At 59.7% G+C, this 16,220-nt stretch carries 14 protein-coding genes; 9 read left to right on the top strand and 5 right to left on the bottom strand.

Features of this window, described 5'->3' with window-relative positions:
- The first annotated feature begins 313 nt into the window (after window positions 1-313).
- From CFII64_RS14815 to CFII64_RS14790, 6 genes are all read left to right on the top strand, one after another.
- Entirely contained in the window at window positions 314-2,323 is a 2,010-nt protein-coding gene (locus CFII64_RS14815; RefSeq protein ID WP_177325426.1) for an ABC transporter permease subunit, read from the top strand.
- A 69-nt stretch (window positions 2,324-2,392) separates the two neighbouring features.
- Window positions 2,393-4,009, top strand: coding sequence for a phosphate ABC transporter permease PstA (gene pstA, locus CFII64_RS14810; protein WP_177325425.1), 1,617 nt, complete (start codon window positions 2,393-2,395; stop codon window positions 4,007-4,009).
- Between the two features lie 72 nt (window positions 4,010-4,081).
- Window positions 4,082-4,915: a phosphate ABC transporter ATP-binding protein PstB gene (gene pstB / locus CFII64_RS14805; protein WP_020291604.1), complete on the top strand. Its 834-nt coding sequence runs from the start codon at window positions 4,082-4,084 to the stop codon at window positions 4,913-4,915.
- 75 nt (window positions 4,916-4,990) lie between these two features.
- Window positions 4,991-5,752, top strand: coding sequence for a phosphate signaling complex protein PhoU (gene phoU / locus CFII64_RS14800; protein ID WP_020291603.1), 762 nt, complete (start codon window positions 4,991-4,993; stop codon window positions 5,750-5,752).
- A 205-nt stretch (window positions 5,753-5,957) separates the two neighbouring features.
- Window positions 5,958-6,851 (top strand): response regulator, encoded by an 894-nt coding sequence (locus CFII64_RS14795; RefSeq protein WP_020291602.1) that lies wholly within the window; start codon window positions 5,958-5,960, stop codon window positions 6,849-6,851.
- Window positions 6,852-7,088: 237 nt separating this feature from the next.
- Window positions 7,089-7,985: a M23 family metallopeptidase gene (locus tag CFII64_RS14790; RefSeq protein WP_020291601.1), complete on the top strand. Its 897-nt coding sequence runs from the start codon at window positions 7,089-7,091 to the stop codon at window positions 7,983-7,985.
- Between the two features lie 1,114 nt (window positions 7,986-9,099).
- Here CFII64_RS14790 and CFII64_RS14785 read toward each other — a convergent pair.
- The 3 genes from CFII64_RS14785 to phoB all read right to left on the bottom strand — a co-directional run bounded on the left by CFII64_RS14785 (window position 9,100) and on the right by phoB (window position 12,605).
- On the bottom strand, window positions 9,100-10,440 hold the full coding sequence (locus tag CFII64_RS14785) for a hemolysin family protein (RefSeq protein ID WP_020291600.1): 1,341 nt from the start codon (window positions 10,438-10,440) through the stop codon (window positions 9,100-9,102).
- A 110-nt stretch (window positions 10,441-10,550) separates the two neighbouring features.
- Window positions 10,551-11,864, bottom strand: coding sequence for a phosphate regulon sensor histidine kinase PhoR (phoR, locus tag CFII64_RS14780; protein WP_177325423.1), 1,314 nt, complete (start codon window positions 11,862-11,864; stop codon window positions 10,551-10,553).
- A 51-nt stretch (window positions 11,865-11,915) separates the two neighbouring features.
- Window positions 11,916-12,605 (bottom strand): phosphate regulon transcriptional regulator PhoB, encoded by a 690-nt coding sequence (gene phoB, locus CFII64_RS14775; protein WP_020291598.1) that lies wholly within the window; start codon window positions 12,603-12,605, stop codon window positions 11,916-11,918.
- A gap of 160 nt (window positions 12,606-12,765) precedes the next feature.
- On the opposite strand from phoB, the gene CFII64_RS14770 reads away from it, so the two are divergent.
- Complete coding sequence (locus CFII64_RS14770) at window positions 12,766-13,146, top strand: hypothetical protein (protein ID WP_020291597.1); 381 nt, start codon at window positions 12,766-12,768, stop codon at window positions 13,144-13,146.
- A gap of 39 nt (window positions 13,147-13,185) precedes the next feature.
- Here CFII64_RS14770 and ubiA read toward each other — a convergent pair whose 3' ends face one another.
- Together ubiA and CFII64_RS14760 are read right to left on the bottom strand one after the other, a co-directional pair.
- Window positions 13,186-14,076, bottom strand: a complete 891-nt coding sequence (ubiA, locus tag CFII64_RS14765) for a 4-hydroxybenzoate octaprenyltransferase (RefSeq protein WP_020291596.1) — start codon at window positions 14,074-14,076, stop codon at window positions 13,186-13,188.
- On the bottom strand, window positions 14,076-14,636 hold the full coding sequence (locus CFII64_RS14760; RefSeq protein ID WP_044901409.1) for a chorismate lyase: 561 nt from the start codon (window positions 14,634-14,636) through the stop codon (window positions 14,076-14,078). Before CFII64_RS14760 ends, ubiA begins: the two co-directional genes overlap by 1 nt.
- Window positions 14,637-14,838: 202 nt before the next feature.
- On the opposite strand from CFII64_RS14760, the gene CFII64_RS14755 reads away from it, so the two are divergent.
- Both CFII64_RS14755 and CFII64_RS14750 read left to right on the top strand, forming a co-directional pair.
- Window positions 14,839-15,006 carry a rubredoxin gene (locus CFII64_RS14755; RefSeq protein WP_003437744.1) on the top strand — a complete coding sequence of 56 codons (168 nt, stop codon included), beginning with the start codon at window positions 14,839-14,841 and terminating at the stop codon, window positions 15,004-15,006.
- A gap of 38 nt (window positions 15,007-15,044) precedes the next feature.
- Complete coding sequence (locus CFII64_RS14750) at window positions 15,045-16,193, top strand: NAD(P)/FAD-dependent oxidoreductase (RefSeq protein WP_020291594.1); 1,149 nt, start codon at window positions 15,045-15,047, stop codon at window positions 16,191-16,193.
- Window positions 16,194-16,220 lie beyond the last annotated feature (27 nt).

Raw genomic sequence — 16,220 nt, 5'->3', positions numbered from 1 at the left:
TAATGTTTTTGTCATACAGGACCGCTAGGGTGTGCGCATGAATGATTTGGCCAAGCCTTCGATGAATCAGAATTCACCCGCCAAGCGCATTGATTTCAATACGCCGCAGATGCAGCGCAAGCGCCGCGTGCGTGCTTTCAAGGACCATTTGACCCGTTGGTACGTGGCCATCGGCGGCCTTGCCGTGCTCGCTGCAATCACGCTGATCTTCTTTTATCTGGCCTACGTCGTCGCGCCGCTGTTTCAAGGCGCGACCCTGACTCAGGAAACCCCGGTCAAACCGGGGTGGCTGAACGACGCCGGCAAGCCGCTGATGCTGTCCATCGAGGAACAGAATCAGGTCGGCATGCGGATTTCCGATCTGGGTGAAGCCGTATTTTTCAATGCCCAGACTGGCGCAGAACTGCAACGCATCAGCCTGCCGTTGCCTGCTGGCGTGACAGTCGCGTCCATCGGCAAGGACCAGCCCGGCACTCCCTTGATTGCGTTGGGGTTGTCCAATGGTCAGGTGCTGGTGTTCCGCCACAGCTACCAGATCACCTATCCCAATGACCTGAAAACCATCACCCCCGCGCTGCTCTGGCCCTACGGTGAAGCGCCGCTGACCGTTGATGATCAAGGCCGGGCGCTGGATCACGTGACCCTCAATGCCAATGGCGAAAGCTTGTTGATCGCCGCGTCGACCGGTCCGCAGCTGCATGTGCTGGCCGTTGAACAGAAAGAAAACATGATGACCGGCGAAACCAGCAGCGAGCTGAGCCGCATCGAATTGCCGCAGTTATCGGAGGCGGTCAAAGCGATCTATGTCGATCCGCGCCAGCAATGGCTGTATGTGATCAACGGGCGCGCCCAGGCCGACGTGTTCAGCCTGCGTGATCGCACGCTCAACGGGCGCTACAAACTGCTTGAAGACGGCAATGCCGAAATCACCGCCAGCACGCAACTGGTGGGCGGTATTTCGCTGATTATCGGCAATTCCAAAGGCGGCATGGCCCAGTGGTTCATGGCCCGAGACGTCGATGGCGAACAGCGCCTGATGCACATCCGCGACTTCCAGATGAGCACCGCGCCTATCGTGCAGATCCGTGCCGAGCAGCGGCGCAAGGGTTTCATCGCCATGGACGCTTCCGGCAAGCTGGGCGTGTTCCATAGCACCGCGCATCGCACCTTGCTGGTTCAACAAGTCGCCGACGGCGCAGGGCTGATTACCTTATCGCCGCGTGCCGACCGGATCATGGTCGAGCAGGGCGGCGCGTTGTTGCCGATGGTCCTGAAGAATCCGCATCCGGAAGTGTCCTGGAGTTCGCTGTGGGGCAAGGTCTGGTACGAAAACTATGACGAGCCTAAGTACGTCTGGCAGTCCACCGCCTCCAACAGCGACTTCGAACCCAAGCTGAGCCTCGCGCCACTGACTTACGGCACGCTGAAGGCCGCGTTCTACGCCATGTTGCTGGCCGCGCCGCTGGCCATTGCCGCCGCCATCTACACCGCTTATTTCATGGCTCCGGGCATGCGCCGCAAGGTCAAGCCGGTGATCGAATTGATGGAAGCCATGCCGACTGTGATCCTCGGCTTCTTCGCCGGACTGTTCCTGGCGCCGTATCTGGAAGGCCATTTGCCGGGGATTTTCAGCCTGTTGCTGCTGACGCCGATTGGCATTCTGGTGGCCGGTTTCGCCTGGAGTCGTTTGCCTGATTCGATTCGTCTGCGCGTGCCCGATGGCTGGGAAAGCGCGATTCTGCTGCCGGTCGTCCTGCTGGTTGGCTGGGCGTCGCTGGGCATGAGTCCGCATCTGGAGAACTGGTTCTTCGGCGGCGACATGCGCATGTGGATCTCCAATGATCTGGGCATCACCTACGATCAGCGCAATGCGCTGGTGGTCGGCATCGCCATGGGTTTCGCCGTCATCCCCAATATTTATTCGATTGCCGAAGACGCCGTGTTCAGCGTGCCGCGCGGCCTGACGCTTGGCTCGCTGGCGCTGGGCGCAACACCTTGGCAGACCTTGACCCGCGTGGTGATCCTCACCGCCAGCCCGGGGATTTTCTCGGCGCTGATGATCGGCATGGGCCGCGCGGTGGGCGAAACCATGATTGTGCTGATGGCCACCGGCAACACGCCGATCATGGACATGAACCTGTTTGAAGGCATGCGCACACTGGCGGCGAACGTCGCGGTGGAAATGCCGGAGTCGGAAGTGGGAGGCAGTCATTATCGAGTGTTGTTCCTCGCAGCCCTGGTGCTGCTGACGTTCACGTTCGTGATGAACACCTTGGCGGAGCTGATTCGTCAGCGTCTGCGCAAGCAGTACTCGTCTCTCTAAGGAAGGTAGAAGTTCGTGAAAAAGAACTCCCTCAAGAGTTGGTTCAAAAGTGGCGCCCCCGGCGTCTGGATGAGTGCGGGTGCCGTTTCCATTGCCGTGATCATGACCATTGGCCTGCTGGCGGTGATCGCCGTGCGCGGCCTCGGGCATTTCTGGCCGGCGGACCTGACCTACGCGCAGTACGACGTACCCAATCAGGAAAAGCATGTTCTGATCGGCGAAGTGGTCGAGCAGGAACAAGTGCCGCGCGCCCGCTTGAAAGGCTCAGGCTTGCCGGTGCCCGATACCGGTCCGGAATTCATGACCCGCGAACTGGTCAAGGTCGGCAACCGCGACCTCAATCCCAGTGACTTCACCTGGGTGGTGGGCGAATGGTTGACCCAGCAGAGCAAACCGCAGGAACTGATGACCCTGGAACGCCGCGAGTGGGGCAACTTCTACGGTTATCTGGTCAATGTGAAGGAAAACGGCAAGATCGTTGCCGAAGGCGAAGCGGCCTGGCCGACCCTGCAGGAGCGCATCCAGCGCATCAATAGCCTGGCGCGCGAACTGTACGGGCTGGAAAAGAAAGACATCGGCGCCATCAACCATGGCATCGAGCGCTTGCGCCTGCAGGCGCGCAAACTGGAGCTGCAAGGCACGCTGGACCCGCAAGCCCAGGCCGACATGGCCAGCGAACGCGCCGAACTCGACAGCCGCTATAAAGACATCGAAGCGCAACTGGGCGCGCTGCACACCGCCTTCAATCGCGACAGCCTGACCGCGCGGGATGCCAACGGCCAGGAAGTCGAAATCAGCCTCGGCAAAGTGGTGCACGCCTATCAGCCCAACGCCATGGGCACGTTCACCAAGCTGGGTTTCTACTTCAAGAAGCTCTGGGAATTCCTCAGCGAGGACCCGCGTGAAGCCAACACCGAAGGCGGCATCTTCCCGGCGATTTTCGGCACGGTGATGATGACCTTGATCATGGCGGTGATCGTCACCCCGTTTGGCGTGCTGGCGGCGGTCTACTTGCGCGAATACGCCCGACAAGGCCCGGTGACGCGGCTGATCAGAATCGCGGTGAACAATCTGGCCGGCGTTCCGGCGATTGTCTACGGCGTGTTCGGCCTGGGTTTCTTCGTTTATGTGCTGGGTGGTTCGGTAGATCGCTTGTTTTTCCCCGAAGCCTTGCCCGCGCCGACCTTTGGCACGCCGGGTTTGCTGTGGGCGTCCTTGACGCTGGCGCTGCTGGCCGTGCCGGTGGTGATTGTCGCCACCGAAGAAGGTCTGGCGCGCATCCCGCGGACCTTGCGCGAAGGCTCGCTGGCGTTGGGCGCAACCAAGGCTGAAACCCTGTGGAAGATCGTTTTGCCCATGGCCAGCCCGGCGATGATGACCGGCTTGATCCTCGCCGTGGCCCGTGCGGCTGGCGAGGTGGCGCCGCTGATGCTGGTGGGCGTGGTCAAGCTCGCACCATCGCTGCCGGTGGATGGCAACTACCCTTATCTGCACCTGGATCAGAAGATCATGCACCTGGGGTTCCATATTTACGACGTCGGCTTCCAGAGCCCGAATGTCGAGGCCGCACGTCCGCTGGTGTATGCCACGGCGTTGCTGCTGGTCTTGGTGATCGCCTTGCTCAACCTGTCTGCGGTGACGATTCGTAACCACCTGCGCGAGAAATACAAAGCGCTGGATATCTGATTGGCAACAGCACCGCTCCCTCGAAGAGGCGGGCGGTTCGATGAACAGAATGCTTGGCAACGGGAGCAATCCATGCAGCACGACAACCCGACTCACGGCGTCAACATGACGACCCTGGGCCGCAAGCGACAAGGCCTGCATCTGGCCGACGAGACCGTGGCCATCGAAGTGCCGGGTCTGAATCTGTTTTATGACAACAAGCAGGCACTGTTCGATATCAGCCTGAATATTCCCAAGCAACGGGTCACGGCGTTCATCGGGCCGTCCGGTTGTGGCAAGTCGACGCTGCTCCGCACCTTCAACCGCATGAATGATCTGGTCGATGGTTGCCGGGTCGAGGGTGAAATCAACCTGTGGGGCCATGACATCTATCGCAAGGGCGAAGATGTTGCCGAATTGCGCCGCCGTGTCGGCATGGTGTTCCAGAAGCCCAATCCGTTCCCCAAGACCATCTACGAAAACGTGGTCTACGGCTTGCGCATTCAGGGCATCAACAAGAAACGCGTGCTCGATGAGGCCGTGGAATGGGCGCTCAAGGGTGCAGCGTTGTGGGACGAGGTCAAGGATCGCCTGCACGAGTCCGCGTTGGGCTTGTCCGGTGGTCAGCAGCAACGTCTGGTCATCGCCCGCACCATCGCGGTCGAGCCTGAAGTGTTGCTGCTGGACGAACCCTGTTCGGCGCTTGATCCGATTTCGACGCTAAAAGTCGAAGAACTGATCTACGAACTGAAATCCAAATACACCATTGTGATCGTTACCCACAACATGCAGCAGGCGGCGCGGGTCTCGGATTACACCGCATTCATGTACATGGGCAAGCTCGTCGAGTTCGGTGATACAGACACGTTGTTCACCAATCCGGCGAAAAAACAGACGGAAGACTACATCACCGGTCGTTATGGCTAGGTGAGATGTGCTTCGTCAGCCCCTGAACCACCGCTGCGTTTTTGCACTCAATCGGACGTTCCAAGGACACCAAGCATGATCCATAAAGACAGCCTCACGCATCACATCTCACAACAGTTCAACGCCGAGCTCGAAGAAGTGCGTAGCCATTTGCTCGAAATGGGCGGATTGGTCGAGAAGCAGGTCAATGATGCGGTGACCGCCTTGATCGAAGCCGACTCGGGGCTGGCCCAGCGGGTTCGTGAGGTCGACGACCGCATCAACATGATGGAGCGCAATATCGACGAGGAATGCCTGCGCATTCTTGCCCGTCGTCAGCCAGCGGCTTCTGACTTGCGCCTGATCATCAGCATCTCCAAGTCGGTGATCGACCTGGAACGCATCGGTGACGAAGCCACCAAGATCGCCCGTCGCGCCATTCAACTGTGCGAAGAAGGCGAATCGCCGCGCGGTTATGTCGAAGTGCGACACATCGGCGATCAGGTCCGCAACATGGTCCGCGATGCGCTGGATTCGTTCGCGCGCTTCGACGCCGAGCTGGCCTTGTCGGTTGCCCAATACGACAAGATCATCGACCGCGAATACAAAACCGCGCTGCGTGAGCTGGCGACCTACATGATGGAAGACCCGCGCTCCATTTCCCGGGTTCTCAATGTGATCTGGGTGCTGCGCTCGCTGGAACGCATCGGCGACCATGCGCGTAACATTTCCGAACTGGTCATCTATCTGGTGCGCGGCACCGACGTGCGTCACATGGGCCTCAAGCGCATGAAAGAAGAAGTGCAGGGTATATCGACCGAAACTCCTAATGTTCCGGCCCAGCCTGACGATAAATAAGACTGCCTGCGAAAAAAACGCCCAGCATGCTGGGCGTTTTGCATTCCAAGGCTTTGAATTTTTCAGCCGCCCGCGAATTAAATGTCCTGGCGTCGTCAACAGTTTGGCCGCTGGCCATCAGCCAGCGCTATGCTTGCCGAAATAAAGGGCGTATCAGCATCACCGCAGTTCGCCAGTCATGGCGGATACGCCCGCAGGAGCGTCGATGAGTAAAGTCAGTGTATTGATTGTGGATGACGCGACTTTCATTCGCGATCTGGTTAAGAAAGGCCTACGCAACTATTTTCCGGGGATTCACACCGAAGACGCCGTCAACGGTCGCAAGGCCCAGACCATGCTGACTCGGGAGAGCTTCGACCTGATTCTGTGCGACTGGGAAATGCCGGAAATGTCAGGCCTTGAGTTGCTGACCTGGTGCCGTCAGCAGGACGGCTATCTGAAGACCGTCCCTTTCATCATGGTGACCAGCCGTGGCGACAAGGAAAACGTCGTACAGGCGATCCAGGCAGGTGTTACCGATTTCGTCGGCAAGCCGTTCACCAATGAACAGCTGCTGACCAAGGTCAAGAAGGCGCTGGCCAGGGTCGGCAAGCTCGATGCAGTAATGACCAGTGCGCCAAGCCGGATGGCATCGCCCATCAATGAGTCGCTCAGCGCGCTCACCGGTGGCAGAGCCGAAGTTATCAGGCCAGCGGCAACGGCCTCGGCCGGCATCGCCAAGCCGCCTCCAGTGGCCGCTGCAGCGTCTTCACAGGCGCCGACCGGGCGTGGGCAGGGTCAGTTGCGTCTGTCCAGCGGCATCCAGCAGTGTGTGATCAAGGCGCTGACCCTCAAGGAAGCCTTGCTGATCGTTCGCCGCACCGACAACCTGCCGCAGATTCTGGAGCAGGCGGTGCTGGACCTGGAACAGGGCGAAAACGCCGAGGTTGCCCGTCTCAATGGTTATCTGCACGCCATCGTGGCGTTCGAGCAGAAACCTGACAGCGACTGGCTGCAACTGACCTTCCGCTTTACCGATCAGGATGCACAAAAGCTGGATTACGTGTCCCGCCTGATCGCGCGCGGCACCGCTCAGAAGCACTTTGTGCCGGGCGGTTGATCGCGGTTGATACAACCCCATAGGACCGGCTTTAGCCGGGAGCAGACAGGTACATTCGCAGCGGTTGTGTCGTCAGACGGACCGCCCTCCCGGATGAATCCGGCCTACGGGACATCAACCCTGATCTGGCGCGATTTCCTTGACGCTCCTTCTATTACCGATTGAAACAGCTGAGTCCTCAACAGCACGGATCGCTGGTAGTCTGGCCCAACATCTTTACAACCCAGACTGAATCCCATGCTCGAGCGCTTACTGATCCTGTGTGCTCTGTTGCTGGCCGCGCAATCGGCCGGGGCCGTCACCATCTATAAATTCACCGATGCCAACGGCGTCGTGTCGTTTACCGACCGGCCGACACCAGGCGCTTCGGTGGTGAAGTTTCGTGATCGCATGGTCGAGCACATCGAGCGTCAGGTGCGTCTGAGCACCAAGAAAGAAAAGGGCGTGGACAGCCTGTACGTGCGCAACGATTTGTACGCGCCAGTTGAAGTCGAACTGAAAATTTCCGGTGTGAAGAACGTGCTCGGCGTGTCGGACCAATCCATCCGGCGCACTATCGCCCCGCGCAGTAACGAGCGGCTATTGGTGTTGAGTCCGCAGGTGGCCAGTCGGGCCATGAGTTACAAGACCAACCTGCGCTCTATCGTCGGCGATCCCCAGCGGTCGAGCCTGGCTTACCGCTACCCGCTGCCGTGGATTGGCGGACCCTTTCGCCTGAGCCAGGGGCCGAACGGCAAATACAGCCATTTCGGTGCCAAGGGGCGTTACGCCATGGACATCGCCATGCCCGAAGGCACGCCCATCGTCGCAGCGCGCAGCGGCGTCGTGATCAAGACCGAAAATGAGCAGAGCGGCAAGGGATCCAACGCCTCAGGCAACTTCGTGCGCATCCTGCACGACGACGGCACCATGGGCGTCTATCTGCACTTGATGAAAGGCTCGGTGAGCGTCAAGGAAGGTCAGCATGTGACGGTCGGCAGCGCCCTGGCGCGCTCCGGCAATACCGGCAACAGCACCGGCCCACACCTGCACTTCGTGATCCAGCGCAACGTCGGCCTGGCGCTGGAATCCATCCCCTACGAATTCGCCCAACCCGTACAAAGCCTGCCCAACTTTGCGGTAGGCGGGAATTGAATAGCGCTAGAGCTTGGGACGTGCCACCGGCCCGTAGGACCGGCTTTAGCCGGGAGGGCGTCGGTCGCTTCGACGCATCCTCGTTGCCGCAAAGGGCGCTCTCCCGGCTGAAGCCGGTCCTACGGTTCAATCGATCAATCGAGCTTGACCACCTTGGCCAGCACGATTTTCGGTAGGCGGGAATTGAATAGCGCTGGAGCCTGGGACCTGCCACCGGCCCGTAGGACCGGCTTTAGCCGGGAGGGCGTCGGTCGCTTCGACGCATCCTCGTTGCCGCAAAGGGCGCTCTCCCGGCTGAAGCCGGTCCTACGGTTCAATCGATCAATCGATCAGGCAATCAATCGAGCTTGACCACCTGGCCAGCACGATTTTCGGTAGGCGGGAATTGAATAGCGCTAGAGCCTGGGACCTGCCACCGGCCCGTAGGACCGGCTTTAGCCGGGAGGGCGTCGGTCGCTTCGACGCATCCTCGTTGCCGCAAAGGGCGCTCTCCCGGCTGAAGCCGGTCCTACGGTTCAATCGATCAATCGATCAGGCAATCAATCGAGCTTGACCACCTGGCCAGCACGATTTTCGGTAGGCGGGAATTGAATAGCGCTAGAGTCTAGGACCTGCCACCGGCCCGTAGGACCGGCTTTAGCCGGGAGGGCGTCGGTCGCTTCGACGCATCCTTGCTGCCGCAACGGGCGCTCTCCCGGCTGAAGCCGGTCCTACGGTTCAATCGATCAATCGATCAGGCAATCAATCGAGCTTGACCACCTGGCCAGCACGATTTTCGGTAGGCGGGAATTGAATAGCGCTAGAGCCTGGGACCTGCCACCGGCCCGTAGGACCGGCTTTAGCCGGGAGGGCGTCGGTCGCTTCGACGCATCCTCGTTGCCGCAAAGGGCGCTCTCCCGGCTGAAGCCGGTCCTACGGTTCAATCGATCAATCGAGCTTGACCACCTTGGCCAGCACGATTTTCGGTAGGCGGGAATTGAATAGCGCTAGAGTCTAGGACCTGCCACCGGCCCGTAGGACCGGCTTTAGCCGGGAGGGCGTCGGTCGCTTCGACGCATCCTTGTTGCCGCAACGGGCGCTCTCCCGGCTGAAGCCGGTCCTACGGATCAATCGATCAATCGAGCTTGACCACCTTGGCCAGGACGATTTTCGGGCCTTTCATCTTTTTGATGATGATGCGCAGCCCTTCGACTTCCATGACTTCCTCGACTTCCGGTACCCGCTTGAGCGAGTCGTAGATCAGGCCGGCCAGGGTTTCGGCTTCCACGTGGTCCAGATCGATGCCCAGCAGGCGCTCGACCTTGAACAGTGGCGTGTCACCGCGTACCAGCAGCTTGCCCGGTTGATACGCGAGAATGCCGCGCTCGACCTTGCGGTGTTCGTCCTGAATGTCGCCGACCAGCACTTCCAGCACGTCTTCCATGGTCAGATAACCGATGATCTTGCCGTCGGCTTCCTCCACCAACGCAAAGTGCGCGCCGCCCTGGCGGAACTGCTCCAGCAGGCGCGACAGCGGCATGTGCTTGGAAACACGCTCCAGCGGGCGGGTCAGCTCGGCCAGATTGAACGACTCGGGAATGTGATCCAGCGCGGCCAGCTCCAGCAGCAGATCCTTGATGTGCAGCAAGCCGACAAACTCGCCACGCACCGCGTCGTAGACCGGATACCGGCTGAACTTGTGACGACGAAACAGCGCGAGGATTTCCTTGAGTGGCGCGTTGCAATCCAGCGTCACCAGGTCTTCACGGGAATTGGCCCAGTCGACCACTTCCAGCTCGCCCATTTCCACCGCCGATGCCAGCACACGCATGCCTTGGTCGCTCGGGTCCTGACCACGGCTGGAGTGCAGGATCAGCTTCAATTCTTCGCGGCTGTAGCTGTGCTCGTGATGCGGGCCGGGTTCGCCCTGACCGGCGATGCGCAAGATACCGTTGGCGCTGGCATTGAGCAGATAGATCGCCGGGTACATCGCCCAGTAAAACAGGTACAGCGGCACGGCGGTCCACAGCGACAGCAGTTCAGGCTTGCGAATGGCCCAGGATTTGGGCGCCAGTTCGCCGACCACGATGTGCAGGTAGGAAATGATGAAGAAGGCGGAGAAGAACGACACGCCTTTGACCACTTCAGGCGAGTCCACGCCCACGGCGCTCAACAGCGGCGCCAGCAGGTGCGCGAACGCGGGTTCGCCGACCCAGCCAAGGCCCAGGGAGGCGAGGGTGATACCGAGCTGGCAGGCCGACAGATAAGCGTCCAGCTGGCTGTGAACGGTGCGCAGGATATGCCCGCGCCAGCCGTTTTTTTCTGCAATGGCTTCGACCCGGGTCGAACGAAGTTTGACCATGGCGAATTCTGCCGCAACGAAAAAACCGTTGAGCAGGACCAGAACCATTGCGAAGAGAATCATGCCGAAGTCGGCGAACAGCGAAGCGAAGTTAAAACTAGGGGAAGGGTCCATGGTGGAGGTTTACAGGTTCCGTTATGACTGAAGAAGAAGGCTGCCGCATCGGGATCGAGGGCATAAGAACGGCAATGTAGCGGCTAGAAGCCAGCTTGCCTAGTCGCGCTTCAGGGATTGATCAGCTGAATGGCCGGAAAATGGCAGATAAAAACGCTGCCCTTGCCCGGCACGCTGTTGATTTCCAGTGTGCCGCGATGGCGCAGCAGCACATGTTTGACGATAGCCAGCCCCAGCCCGGTGCCGCCGGTATTCGACGCACGGCTCGAATCCACGCGATAGAAGCGCTCGGTGAGGCGCGGCAGATGCTTGGTCTCGATGCCGATTCCCGAATCCTGCACGCTCAAATGTGCGCCCTGCTCATCGGCCCACCAGCGAATGTGGATGCTGCCCTCGGCCGGGGTGTATTTCACTGCATTGAAGATCAGATTGGAGAACGCGCTGCGCAGCTCGGTTTCGCTGCCCTTGAGTTGCACATCGCTGTCCAGGTCCAGGCTGATCTGCTGATTCTTGTTGGCCGACAACGCCCGTGCATCGCCCTTGATGGTCTTGAGCAGCATACCGACTTCGATGGGATGACTGTCGGACGGGTAATCAGTGGCTTCAAGTTTGGCCAGCAACAGCAAATCATTGAGCAGCGTTTGCATGCGGCCGCCCTGTTGATGCATTTGTTGCAAGGCGCGGACCCAGCGCGGATTCACCTCTTCGACGTTATCGAGCAGGGTTTCCAGATAGCCGAAAATCACCGTCAATGGCGTGCGCAACTCGTGGGAAACGTTGGCCACGAAGTCTTTGCGCATCTGCTCCAGTTGATGAATCCGCGTGACATCACGGACCAGCATCAAATGCTCGTTGTTGCCGTAGCGGGTGATCAACAGCTGAATACGCATGCGGTCGTTGGTGGGCGAGGGGATTTCCAGCGGGTCGGCGTAATTGCCCTGCTCGAAATATTCCTTGAAGCGTGGATGGCGCACCAGATTGCTGACCGGCTGACCGCTGTCTTGCGGGGTCTTGAGCCCGAGCAAGGTCTCGGCGGCGCGGTTCCACCACTCAAGATTGCCTTCGCTGTCGAGCATGATCACGGCATCCCTGAGGGCCGCCGTGGATTCCTGAACGCGGTCGATCACCGCTTGCAGCCGGCCGCGCACCCGTTGGTCGCGGCGTTGCAGATGATAAATGCTGTCGAAGACTTCGCCCCACAAACCGTAGCCATCCGGCGGCGGCTCATCGGCCTTGTGACGGCTAAGCCAGTCGTGCAGGCGCAATAACTGTTTGAGGGTCCAGGCCAGATAAAGCCCCAGCGCGATTGCCAGGCACCAGCCATATTGATTGCTGATCAGACCCGCCAGAAGGGCGGCCGCGACCAGCATCAACATGTGGCGGATCAGGGTGCCATACCAGTTTTGATTCAATTGAAAGCACATCCTTGGCTGGCGCGGACTTCATGGTTGCGCTGTCTGCTTACAAAACGGCGATCAATTCTTGGTGGAAAACCGATAACCCGTGCCGCGCACGGTTTGTACCAGATTTTCGTAGGCGTCGCCGAGTGCTTTGCGCAGGCGACGAATGTGAACATCAACGGTGCGTTCTTCGACATAGACATTGCCACCCCAGACCTGGTCCAGCAGCTGGCCGCGCGTATAAGCACGTTCCTGATGGGTCATGAAGAATTGCAGCAAACGGTATTCGGTCGGGCCCATTTCCGCAGGCTTGCCGTCGATGGTGACCCGATGACTGATCGGGTCAAGCAGCAGGCCGCCCACTTCAATCGGTGATTCGCCATCCGTCGGACCGGCGCGGCGCAGCACGGCTTTGAGGCGCGCGACCAGTTCGCGTGGCGAAAAGGGTTTGGTGATGTAGTCATCGGCACCGACTTCCAGGCCCTGGATCTTGTTGTCTTCCTCGCCCTTGGCCGTGAGCATGATGATCGGGATGTCGCAGGTCAGCTCGTCACGCTTGAGGCGGCGAGCCAGCTCGATGCCCGATGTGCCGGGCAACATCCAGTCGAGCAGAATCAGGTCCGGCTTGCGGTCGACAATGATTGCATGGGCTTGCTGAGAGTTCTCTGCTTCCATGCAGTCATAGCCGGCCATTTCCAATGCAACGGCGATCATTTCGCGAATAGGCGCTTCGTCGTCAACGATCAGAATGCTCCTGCCAACCATGCTCGAACCTCTTGTCATTTAACTGTCTTGGGGCGCATTAGATAACGGAATTATTGCAGTCGTGTGACAGCTTGGGAGAGGACTAGCATGCCACGTTGTTACAGGTCTAAGCTTGCGGGTCTGTCCTGAAATAATTTTTACAACAACAGAGGATTACGCAATGGCTAAATTTTCATCAACTTTGCTGGGCCTGCTGGCTGCCGCCGCACTGGCATCGTCGGGCCTGGCGTTTGCCGCCGAGCCTGGAATGATGGGTGATAACGGCATGCTGACCGATCATAGCGGCAAGACGCTCTACACCTTTGATAAGGATGCTGATGGCAAATCCGCGTGCAAGGATCAGTGCGCGATCAACTGGCCGCCATTGACCGCCACGGCGGCGGACAAAGCTTCGGGCAAATGGACCGTTATCAAACGCGATGATGGCTCCATGCAATGGGCCTTCGAAGGCAAACCGGTGTACTTCTATAAAGATGACAAGAAAGCCGGTGATATGACTGGCGATGGCAAAGGCGGTGCCTGGCACGTCATCAAACCTTAAGCCTGCTGTGGCGCTGACTGCCAGCCACGAACCTGTCAGTCAGCGCAGCGCGTAATCGGCGACGATGCCGACGAAAATCGCCAGCCCCGCCCAGTGGTTATGCAAAAACGCCTTGAAGCACGCCTGTCGGTCACGACTGCGCGTCGACCAGAACTCCCAGGCGAAACACCCGGCCGCCACCAGCAGGCCCAGATAGAAACAAATCCCCATCTCGAAGCGTCCGCCCGCCAGCAGCAGGCAGCCCAGCGCCAGTCCTTGCAAGGTCAGAATGATCACCCGATCCGCATCGCCGAACAGCACCGCTGTGGATTTCACGCCGATTTTCAGATCGTCTTCCCGGTCGACCATCGCGTAATACGTGTCATACGCCACGGTCCACAGCAGGTTGGCGATATACAGCAGCCACGCCGCAGCGGGCAAATCGCCGGTTTGCGCAGTGAACGCCATCGGCATGCCCCAGGAAAACGCTGCGCCCAGCACCACTTGCGGGTAATAGGTGTAACGCTTCATGAACGGATAGCACGCCGCCAGCGCCAGGCCGCCGAACGACAGCCAGATCGTTGTGGGATTAGTCAGCAAGACCAGCAGGAAACTGACGATCACCAGCAGCGCAAACAGCGCCAAGGCCTCTTTCGAGCTGATCTTGCCGCTGACCAGCGGTCGCTGCTCGGTGCGTTTGACGTGGCCGTCCACCTTGCGGTCGGCGAAATCATTGATCACGCACCCGGCCGCGCGCATCAGGAACACACCGACCACGAAAATGATGATATTGGCCAGCGACGGCGCGCCTTTGCCGGCAATCCACAATGCCCACAGCGTCGGCCACAGCAGCAGGTAAATACCGATGGGCTTGTCCAGGCGCATCAACTGAATGAAATCCCAGGCCCGTGGATTCAAGCGATTCAGGGATTTGAGCAGCGTCAGGTACATCAGCAGTGTTCCCCGGTGTGAATTGCCTGCCAGAGTGTTGGCAAGAACACTTCGGCGACCAGTATTTTCAACGGGCCGCGACTGAAGCACGAGCGGCGTCCCCATAGATTGTCGGCGGCGTCCGGCGTCGGCAGCCAGGCCGTCGGGTAATGACAGATCTGCAAGGGGCCGCGCAGGAAGGCCTCGTCGCAGAACAGCAATTCGCCCAGTGAACGCGTGCCCAGCTCGTCCATATTCAAGCCGCCTTCCTGCAAGGCACTGCGCGCCGCGACGCTGCGGGCGAACACCCACTTTTCGTCATGGCCACGCAGATACACCTCGCGAACCCAGCCGATGCTGCGTTCAGGCAGATTCAACGCCGCGCACTCGTCGTCGCGAAGCGGTTGCCAGCCCTCGAAAAGCGGCGTGACACTAAAGCGATTGCCCGACAGCGCGGTCAGTCGGCGCGTCAGGGAATCCTCATGGAACAGCCACTCAAGGACCACGGGCGCAGGCGTCTCGATGAGAGACTCGCGCTCCAGCCAGATCGGGGTGGGAAATACGGGTGTTTGCTGGGTCACAATAAGCAGATATTGGCGTTTATAAAGGCGGCGAGCTTAGCATGATTGACCGTCGCAACCGATGACCCACGACGCGCCGCAACAATGATCGGGCTTGCATCTGGGCGTCCCGATCAGTACAAAACGCCCTGAGCACGGTGGCAAGCGCGATACCCATCGACCGCCATGCCGGCGACACCCTGAAAACCTGAGAGAAATTCCGATGAAAAAGTGGCAATGCATTGTCTGTGGCCTGATCTACAACGAAGCCGATGGCTGGCCGGATGACGGCATCGCGCCGGGCACGCTGTGGCAAGACGTCCCTGAAGACTGGCTGTGCCCGGATTGCGGCGTCGGCAAAATGGATTTCGAAATGATCGAAATCAACTGATTCAGGCTTGAACCGTCCTTAACTTCCTGGAAAACCCCATGAACGCACCTGTCGTGATAATTGGCACCGGCCTGGCGGGCTACAACCTGGCCCGGGAATTTCGCAAGCTCGATAGCGAAACGCCGCTGCTATTGATCACCGCCGATGACGGTCGCTCGTATTCCAAGCCGATGCTCTCCACCGGCTTCGGCAAAAACAAACCCGCCGACGGCCTGAGCATGGCCGAAGCGGGCGTCATGGCCGTGCAACTCAACGCCGAAGTGCGCAGCCATACACGCATCAGCGGCATCGATGCGGGGCACAAACGCCTGTGGATCGGCGAAGAAGCGGTGCATTACCGCGACCTGATCCTGGCCTGGGGCGCGGAAACCATTCGCGTACCTATCGAAGGCGATGCAGCTGACGCCGTTTTCCCGATCAATGATCTGGAAGATTACGCGCTGTTTCGTGACGCAGCCGCAGGCAAGCGGCGCGTGTTGATCCTCGGTGCCGGCCTGATCGGCTGTGAATTCGCCAACGACCTGATCCTGGGCGGTTACGAAGTCGATCTGGTTGCGCCTTGTGAGCAAGTCATGCCCACCTTGCTGCACCCGGCCGCAGCAGCTGCGGTTCGCACAGGCCTCGAAAGCCTCGGCGCGCGCTTCCACCTCGGGCCGGTCCTGACCCGCCTGCTGCGCACTGACAACGGGCTCGAAGCGCATCTGTCGGATGGCGAAGTGATTGCCTGCGACCTGGTGGTGTCAGCCATTGGCCTGCGGCCACGGGTCGATCTCGCAGCGGCGGCGGGCCTGCAGACCAGCCGGGGCATCCTCGTCGACCGCCACCTGCAAACCTCCCACGCCAACATCTACGCGTTGGGCGATTGTGCGGAAGTCGATGGCCTGAACCTGCTTTACGTCATGCCGCTGATGAGCTGCGCCCGGGCGCTGGCACAAACCCTGGCTGGCACCCCGACGGCGGTTAAATATGGCCCGATGCCAATCACGGTCAAAACTCCGGTTTGCCCGCTGGTAGTCTCTCCGCCGCCACGCGGGACTGAAGGTGTGTGGACGGTCGAAGGGCAGGGCGCTGATATCAAGGCGCTGTGTCACGACGCGGACGGCAACCTGCTCGGCTACGCGCTGACCGGCACCGCCGTGATGGAAAAGCTTGCCCTCAACAAGACGCTCCCGGCGCTGCTGGCGTAAATAAGGGTCGTTCTGTCGGATAAGCCG

The organism is Pseudomonas sp. CFII64 (assembly GCF_000416235.1).
In the GTDB taxonomy this organism is placed as follows: domain Bacteria; phylum Pseudomonadota; class Gammaproteobacteria; order Pseudomonadales; family Pseudomonadaceae; genus Aquipseudomonas.
Note: the sequence above shows the minus strand (reverse complement) of the source record. Positions and strands in the feature narration are given on the sequence as shown.

What these genes read in the sequence shown, in the direction of transcription:
- CFII64_RS14815 (WP_177325426.1), top strand. Translation starts at nt 314, where the DNA reads ATGCTGTCCATCGAGGAACAGAATCAGGTCGGCATGCGGATTTCCGAT.
- pstA (WP_177325425.1), top strand. Translation starts at nt 2,393, where the DNA reads ATGAGTGCGGGTGCCGTTTCCATTGCCGTGATCATGACCATTGGCCTG.
- pstB (WP_020291604.1), top strand. Translation starts at nt 4,082, where the DNA reads ATGCAGCACGACAACCCGACTCACGGCGTCAACATGACGACCCTGGGC.
- phoU (WP_020291603.1), top strand. Translation starts at nt 4,991, where the DNA reads ATGATCCATAAAGACAGCCTCACGCATCACATCTCACAACAGTTCAAC.
- CFII64_RS14795 (WP_020291602.1), top strand. Translation starts at nt 5,958, where the DNA reads ATGAGTAAAGTCAGTGTATTGATTGTGGATGACGCGACTTTCATTCGC.
- CFII64_RS14790 (WP_020291601.1), top strand. Translation starts at nt 7,089, where the DNA reads ATGCTCGAGCGCTTACTGATCCTGTGTGCTCTGTTGCTGGCCGCGCAA.
- CFII64_RS14785 (WP_020291600.1), bottom strand. Translation starts at nt 10,440, where the DNA reads ATGGACCCTTCCCCTAGTTTTAACTTCGCTTCGCTGTTCGCCGACTTC.
- phoR (WP_177325423.1), bottom strand. Translation starts at nt 11,864, where the DNA reads ATGTGCTTTCAATTGAATCAAAACTGGTATGGCACCCTGATCCGCCAC.
- phoB (WP_020291598.1), bottom strand. Translation starts at nt 12,605, where the DNA reads ATGGTTGGCAGGAGCATTCTGATCGTTGACGACGAAGCGCCTATTCGC.
- CFII64_RS14770 (WP_020291597.1), top strand. Translation starts at nt 12,766, where the DNA reads ATGGCTAAATTTTCATCAACTTTGCTGGGCCTGCTGGCTGCCGCCGCA.
- ubiA (WP_020291596.1), bottom strand. Translation starts at nt 14,076, where the DNA reads ATGTACCTGACGCTGCTCAAATCCCTGAATCGCTTGAATCCACGGGCC.
- CFII64_RS14755 (WP_003437744.1), top strand. Translation starts at nt 14,839, where the DNA reads ATGAAAAAGTGGCAATGCATTGTCTGTGGCCTGATCTACAACGAAGCC.
- CFII64_RS14750 (WP_020291594.1), top strand. Translation starts at nt 15,045, where the DNA reads ATGAACGCACCTGTCGTGATAATTGGCACCGGCCTGGCGGGCTACAAC.